Below are 7203 nucleotides of genomic sequence, written 5' to 3' on the forward strand. Positions count from 1 at the left end.
TTCAATAGCCGGCATGTCCGGTGAAACGGGGAGCACTCCAGACACGAGAACGGTAAGGAAATGGTTAGGGCCGGAGCCTAGGCTCATCACCTGGGCTTCCACCTCGTTGCGCAGTGTGAGGATCTCGCTGAAGACATCCCGTCCCTTGGCGGCCGTACTTGCCACGCCGGAGAGAAAGAAGCGAACCCAGTGGAGCATGTCGTTGGATGTGCGGACCCGCATCAGCGCATCGTAGTAGCTTGCCCGATTCTTCTCGAAAAAGTCCGAAAGATAGAGCGAGGGCTTCGAAAGGATGTTCCGGCTGACAAGGTAGAGTGGAACCAGAAGACGCCCGATCCGGCCATTGCCATCAAGGAAGGGATGGATCGTCTCGAACTGGTAGTGTGCGATGGCGGCACGCACCAGATGGGGGACGCGGATGTCCTCGTTGTGGAGGAAGCGTTCGAGGTCCGACATCAGGTCCGGGACCCCATCGTGATGCGGGGGGATGAAGACGGCATCCGTCAGGTCCGATCCGCCGATCCAGTTCTGGCTCGTCCTGAACTCGCCGGGCTGCCTGTGTTCGCCGCGCACCCCGTGCATCAGAGTGGCGTGGGTCTGCCGCAGGAGGCGGTTGGACAGGGGAAGTGTCTCAAGATCGGCGATCGCGCCGTTGACGGCGGCGACGTAGTTGCGCACCTCCCGCCAGTCGTCCCGCTTTTCGGGGGCGATCTGCTCTTCGGGCATCAAGGCTTCGTCGATGCCTGTCTGCGTTCCCTCGATCCGGCTCGACGTCTGCGCTTCCTTGACGACGTGCATCTGAATGAAGACGTCGATGTCCGGGACGATGAGCGAGAAGGCGTTGAGTTCGCCGAGCGCCCGATTGGCCTCCTCCACAAGGCCGCTCACGGTCGGATCCTCCCAGCTCCACTCCTCGTTGATCGGGAAGGGCTCGAAGCTCTTGTAGCGGAAGCGTTGCTGCCAGTGCCCTGCCTCGAAGGTCTCGAGCTTCATGCGGCCTCGACCCCTGCTGTCTCGCGCACGTCGATCTTGCCGGTGACGGCTGCTGAGATCAGGGCGGCGCGGCGCTCTTGCAGGAGGGCGATGGCGCGTTCGGCCTCTTCCACCAATGAATCGATCTTAGACGCCTCTTTGGCAATGAATGCGAGAAGGCGATCCTGCTCCGCTCGCGGCGGAAGCACTATGATCAGGTTAGAGGCGGTTCCTACATTAAAATGCAGCTGTATTGCTCCGCCGGAGCCCTCTGCAAACTGCCTAAGCGCGGCGTCTGCGCTCAAGAACCACGTGAGATAGTCGCTCGATATTTGGACCCCACCCCTAATGATGATGAGATCGATGCAGTTGCAACCATCTAACTCCGGCGGGATCACGGCTGCGGTCCCAGGTTGGCCCGTTCTGACAGCGACGATGTCGCCCGCACGTAGCTTTGATTTAGATAGCTCATCGTTGGAGTCGTTGGAGATGTACACGAGATTGTCCGTCGAGATTCGGCCCGGACGAACGTTGAGCGACCTGAGGGCAGGTACACCCTTCTCCACATAGTACTTCGACGGCTCAACCACGATGCCCACTGTGATCGCCGGACTCACGTGCCGCAGACGGCGGACCTCCCAATGCGCGGGCACATCCCCCAACCAGTCGATGCCGGAGGGCTTCATGGGGGCGGACGGGTCGAGGCCCTTGGTGACGGCGTGGGAGATGACCGCCTGGCGCTTCTCCTTCAGGAGCGCGATCAGCCGCCGCTGCTCCTCCACCAGCGCGTCGATCTTCCCCGTCTCCCGATCTAGAAACGCAGCAATCGCCTGCTGTTCGGCGAGTGGGGGGAGCGGGATTGGCAGATTGGACACGGCATACTGACCGAGGCCCACTCTGGTCAGGCCGCTTGCTCTTGTCTCGAAATACCCCTTGCTTGCGTGCGAGTCGAAGACCCGCTTCACAAACCCGCCAATAACCGGTCCAGACGGTCGCGCGATTGAGAGATGGTAACCGCAGACGATCTCGCCGATGTCATCGGCTACTAAAGCTGAAATACCGATGTCATCGGCTGTTTCGGAGTCCTTGGTGAAAATAACATCGTCCGCCCTGAGCGTGAATTTGGCGATTTCTTCAGGAGTTGCTGTAGCTTCCATGAATGGCAAGCCTGCGGTGATCACGTCATTGTAGTAGACATCAGTGTAGTTACAGAGCCGGACAGGCAGCTCCCCTTCATGGCTGTGCTTGTCGACATTGCTCGGGAAGACGGTGCAAACGACCTTTAGAGCCACGGTGTGCCAGTGCACGGGAAGATACCCGAGCCGCTCGTCGCAGCTCACGCTGTAGTCAGGGTACGGCCTGCTCACGCAGCAAGCTCCGCCAGCATCCGCTGAATATTCCGCGTCACCTCGGCCAGATCGGCATCGATCTCGGCCAGCTCCCGTGGTGGCTCGAACACGTAGAAGTGCCGGTTGAAGGGGATCTCGTAGCCGACCCGTGTCTTCTCCTCGTCCACCCAGGCATCGGGGGCGTGGGCCAGCACCTCGCGTTCCATGTAGGCGGCGACGTCCTCGCCCAGCGGCACATTCTCCGTGTCGCGCAAGGCGGGGTCGGGCTGCAGTTCGCCCTTGCGCTTGCCGCGGGCCACGCGCACCGGCTCGCCGTTCTCGTCGCGCAAGGGGCGCTCCACGGTGATCTGGCGGTAGCCGAAGGATTCGTTCTTCACGAGGAGGGAGAGCGGGCGCAGCTTCGCCTTGCCGCCTTCGGGGGGCTCGGGCGCGGGCTCCCTCTTCAGCACCACCTCGCGGCCCATCTCGCGGCCGTCCGCATCGAAGAGGGTGGCAAGCTCGGCCTCGGCGCACTGGCCGAACAGGCGGGAGAGGAGGTCGATGTCGCCTTCCCCCATCTCGCGCCGCTTGGAGCCGAGGGACTTGCGCATCTTGTGCCAGAAGGGGCTGCCGTCGATGAGCTGCGTCAGCCCCTTGCGGTGCGCCGCCTTCTTGTTGGTGACGACCCAGACATAGGTGGCAATGCCGGTGTTGTAGAACATGTCCGTGGGCAGGGCGACGATCGCCTCCACGAGGTCGTGTTCGAGGACGTAGCGGCGGATCTCGCTTTCGCCCGAGCCCGCCCCGCCGGTGAAGAGGGGCGAGCCGTTGAGGACGATGCAGAAGCGCGACCCGGAGTCCGGCTCCTCCGTCTTCGGCTGCATCTTCGACAACAGGTGCATGAGGAAGAGAAGCGAGCCGTCCGACACGCGCGGCAGGCCGGGGCCGAAGCGGCCGTTGAAGCCCTGTTCCTCATGCTCCTTCTTGACCTCCTTCTGCACCTTCTTCCACTCCACGCCGAAGGGGGGATTGGCGAGCATGTAGTTGAAGGTCTCCCCCGCGTGCCCGTCGTCCGACAGGGTGTTGCCGACCACGATCCGAGTAACGTCCTGCTTCTTAATGAGCATGTCCGCCTTGCAGATGGCGTAGGACAGGTCGTTTAGCTCCTGCCCGGACATCACGAAGCGCGCGTCGGGGCAGTAGTCGAGCCGGTACTCGTCCGCGACCGAGAGCATGCCGCCCGTTCCTGCCGTGGGGTCGTAGATGGAGCGGATGACGCCGGGGTTCTGCAGCAGATGGTCGTCCTCGGTGAAGAGGAGGTGCACCATCAGGCGGATCACCTCGCGCGGGGTGAAATGCTCACCGGCCGTGTCGTTGGAGGCCTCCGCAAAGCGCCGGATCAGCTCCTCGAAGACGAGCCCCATGTCCGTTGCGCCGATGGTGGCGGGGCCGAGGTCGAGGCGGGCGAACCGCTCGGTCACCTGATAGAGGAGCTTGTTCTTCGCGAGCTTGTCCACCTCCAGCGCGAACCCGAAGCGCTCGAAGATGTCCCGCACCTCAGGCGAAAACCCGTCGACGTACGCGCCGAGATTGGGGGCGATGTTGTCCTGGTCACCGATCAGCCTGCCCATGTCGAGCGGCGAGGCGTTGTAGAACTTTTCGCCTGACGCACGGCGCATGAAGTGGTCCGGATTCATGCCCGCGGCCTCCCGCGCCTCCTTCTCCGCAAGCACCTTCGCCTTGGTGGGCGCCAGGATGCAGTCAAGCCGCCGCAGAACGGTAAAGGGCAGGATGACCTTGCCGTACTCGGACTGCCTGTAGTCACCCCGCAGGAGGTCGGCAACGGACCAGATCAGGGCGGAAAGGTTGACGTCGGCCATGGGCAGAAGCTCGGATGCTGGATCTCACGGCCCCATCCTACGCGAAGCCGACGCGCGCCATGCAAGCGATGGCGTCAGAACGATGGCTGCGCGCGTCGACCCGTTGGTTTTGGGTCACGGACTTGAGCTCGCATCAGAATTCGTGGAACCGCGCGGCTCCCCCCGGTGGCCCCTCAAATTCCCAACCTGATTTGGCCACGGTACAGAGTGCTGTCCCCTCGGCTGGTGGTTCAGGGGCGAACTGTGGCTGGCGTCACAAGCGGCGCAACACTGCGAGGTGACTGCAGGGTATGGTCCAGCGGACGTCCGCTTCGAGTCCCTGGAAGTGTCCGTACGGGTTGACTGCCGGCTTACGGACGCGCCAATGATCGGACGCTACCCATACGGACGGACGATCGATGATGCCGCGAACCATCCTCTATGCCCGCGTCTCCACCACCGAGCAGACCGCATCGCACCAGCTCGCTCAGGCGGAAGCAGCCGGCTTCGCCATCGACGAGGTCATCACCGACCATGGCGTGTCGGGGGTGAGTGTCCCGCTTGCCGAGCGGCCGGACGGACGTCGCCTGTTCGATATCCTGCGCCATGGCGACACGCTGGTGGTCCGCTGGATCGATCGGCTGGGACGGAACTACTCGGACGTCACCGCCACCGTGCGCGAACTCCTCGACCGGGGCGTGACCATCCGCACCGTCATCAACGCGATGACGTTCGATGGTGCCTCCACGGACCCCATGACCAGAGCCGTCCGCGATGCCCTTCTGGGGTTCATGGCGGCGATGGCCGAGGCACAGGCCGAGACGACGAAGGAGGCGCAGGCCGCCGGTATCGCGGCAGCGCGGGAGCGGGGCGTCTACCGCGGCCGGAAGCCGAGCTTCGATCGTGAGAAGCTCGACAAGGTCGTCGAACTCCTCGCCGCCGGGACAGGACCTGCCGAGATCGCCCGCGTGGCCGGGGTGTCGCGGCAGACCGTCTACCGCATCAGGGACGATCCGGCCGCGGCGGAGCGAGCCCTGCGTGCGTGGCGTTCCTGACCGACCGCACGAGCCGACGTCCCGTCCGCCCCGGGATGCCACTCGCGACATCACCGGACCGCGAAGGGGCCTGACGGCCACCGCTGGGCACTATGAGGGAGGACCCTGCGGTCGCTCCCGGTCACCGCCACGACCTGCCTGACACTCGACCGTAGCCGACGACCCGCCACCCGCACGCTCGCCGGTGCCGTCTGCCGTTCGAGACCGGGGCCGGTCCCCGCATCTCCCACACGACAAGGCCATGCACGCACCACTCCCGGTCACGGGAGGGGGCGTTCGCGCGTGCCTGCACGACACGAGAACACCGACCATGAAGACCGATCTCGATCGCTTCCTCGACCAGGTGGCGCGGTTCCAGCGCAGGCGCACCGGAGGCAGCAGCCCGACTGCGCTCCTGAAGGACACCTGCACCGTCCTCCATCATTTCTTCGATCAGGCCCGGAAGGATGCCGCCGAGGGGCACGCACGGATGCAGGTTGCCGCGCCGCCCACCGGTTCCGGCAAGTCCACGGCGACTCTCGTCTACGCCGCCCATCTGTGGCGCACGCGGCGGCAGCGGACCGTCATCCTGGTGCCCACGATCCGGATGGCCGATGCCATGTACCGCGAGGCCCGCCTCCTGTTCGACGATCCGGGCGAGTACGCCGACACGATCAACGTGTTCACCACCGCTCACCGGACCGATATATCGCCGAGGACCCGTCAGGCGGCATGCGAGGACCACGGCCTCCTACGGGACAACCCTGCAATCACGCTGTCGCAGCTGCCCGACTGGCCGATCCTCATCGTCACCCAGAATTTCTGGATGGACAAGCACGGGCACATGGCGACCGAGGGCCGCTCCCTGATCGTGCTCGACGAGTGGACCGGCAAGGTCGAGACCCACCTCGTCCGGCTCGGCGAACTCGACAGCCTGCGGGACTGGTACGACCGCAAGACCCCCGCGATTGCCCCGGAGGGCAGCAAGATCTCCCGTGACCGGACATCGCGGGACCTGCAGGACATCGCGATTGCCCTCAGGACGGCCTACAGCGGCATGAAGGAGAGCGGGAAGGCCGGCCGCTACCTGCCCCTCACCACGGACAAGGTGGAGGCGGTCGCCCGGGTGGCAGACCGTTGGCGGAACGAGCGGGAGAGCCTTGCGGCACTGGCGGATCCCACCGGCTACTGTGGCGCCGAACCGCTGCGCGAGTGGCTCGACAGGCTCTTCGGGTTCATCGCCGCGCTCGACAAGGGGCAGGTGTTCAAGGTCCGGCATCATCAGGATGTCGGCTACGGCAGCGCCTTCATGGGCTACTCGGTGAAGTACGAGATCCAGCCCGGCATCGTCCTTCTCGATGCGACCGGGAGGCTCGACGGGGTCTCCCAGATCGTCAACTGGCGCGACGACAGCTGCACCGAGGTCCCGGTGGTCGACTACGGGGACCTTCAACCCTTCATCGTCGACAAGCCTGCTGCCCTCGTCACCCCGAAGCCGCGGGCAGCGTCAGCCATCGCCGAGAATCAGGGCGGCTGTCTGGAGGTTTGGGTCGACTGGGTGCGGTGGCTGATCGACGGAACACTCGGCGACGCGGAGCGGGCTCTCGTGATCTGCCCGCGGAAGCTGCTGAACCATGTTCCGGCAGACCTGAAGGCGGCACTCGGAGACCGGCTGTCGCTCACCAGCTGGGGACACCACGTCGGATCCAACGAGTGGAAGGACGTCGATGTCGTCTACCTGCTCGACGAGTTCCACCGACCACGGGACATGCACATCGCTCATGTCCGTGGCCTCCAGGGTGACGAGGAGAGCCGCCGGCCGACCGAGGAGAACCTGCAGGATGCCCAGTCCGTCCTCCTCAAGGGGGACTACGAGGCGTACCGTGACGGGCAGCTCCTTGCCGCCTTCGTGCAGGGGGCGAGCCGGGGCAGGCTGAGGCAGGTGGACGAACACGGCCGCTGCTTGCCGATGTTGCCGCCGCTGGAAAACTGACCCGGTCGCCGACTGAA

5 protein-coding genes are annotated in these 7203 nt (G+C 64.7%); 2 read left to right on the forward strand and 3 right to left on the reverse strand.

The window, feature by feature from the left end:
- From JCR33_RS24580 to JCR33_RS24590, 3 genes are all read right to left on the reverse strand, one after another.
- Positions 1-993, reverse strand: a 993-nt coding sequence (locus JCR33_RS24580; RefSeq protein WP_198884794.1) for a Fic family protein, incomplete at its 3' end; no start/stop codon positions are given.
- Positions 990-2339: a restriction endonuclease subunit S gene (locus tag JCR33_RS24770; RefSeq protein ID WP_211110570.1), complete on the reverse strand. Its 1350-nt coding sequence runs from the start codon at positions 2337-2339 to the stop codon at positions 990-992. The genes JCR33_RS24770 and JCR33_RS24580, both read right to left, overlap by 4 nt.
- Positions 2336-4180, reverse strand: coding sequence for a type I restriction-modification system subunit M (locus JCR33_RS24590; protein ID WP_198884795.1), 1845 nt, complete (start codon positions 4178-4180; stop codon positions 2336-2338). Before JCR33_RS24590 ends, JCR33_RS24770 begins: the two co-directional genes overlap by 4 nt.
- Before the next feature lie 398 nt (positions 4181-4578).
- Between JCR33_RS24590 and JCR33_RS24595 the strand changes: the two genes are divergently transcribed.
- Positions 4579-5214 carry a recombinase family protein gene (locus tag JCR33_RS24595; RefSeq protein WP_232372811.1) on the forward strand — a complete coding sequence of 212 codons (636 nt, stop codon included), beginning with the start codon at positions 4579-4581 and terminating at the stop codon, positions 5212-5214.
- A gap of 310 nt (positions 5215-5524) precedes the next feature.
- Positions 5525-7186, forward strand: a complete 1662-nt coding sequence (locus JCR33_RS24600) for a DEAD/DEAH box helicase family protein (protein WP_198884797.1) — start codon at positions 5525-5527, stop codon at positions 7184-7186.
- Positions 7187-7203 lie beyond the last annotated feature (17 nt).

Origin of the sequence: Acuticoccus mangrovi (assembly GCF_016411865.1) — a bacterium.
GTDB classification, from domain to species: domain Bacteria; phylum Pseudomonadota; class Alphaproteobacteria; order Rhizobiales; family Amorphaceae; genus Acuticoccus; species Acuticoccus mangrovi.

Excerpts from the sequence above, each read along its gene's own strand:
- JCR33_RS24590 (WP_198884795.1), bottom strand. The coding sequence starts at position 4,180 with ATGGCCGACGTCAACCTTTCCGCCCTGATCTGGTCCGTTGCCGACCTC.
- JCR33_RS24595 (WP_232372811.1), top strand. The coding sequence starts at position 4,579 with ATGATGCCGCGAACCATCCTCTATGCCCGCGTCTCCACCACCGAGCAG.
- JCR33_RS24600 (WP_198884797.1), top strand. The coding sequence starts at position 5,525 with ATGAAGACCGATCTCGATCGCTTCCTCGACCAGGTGGCGCGGTTCCAG.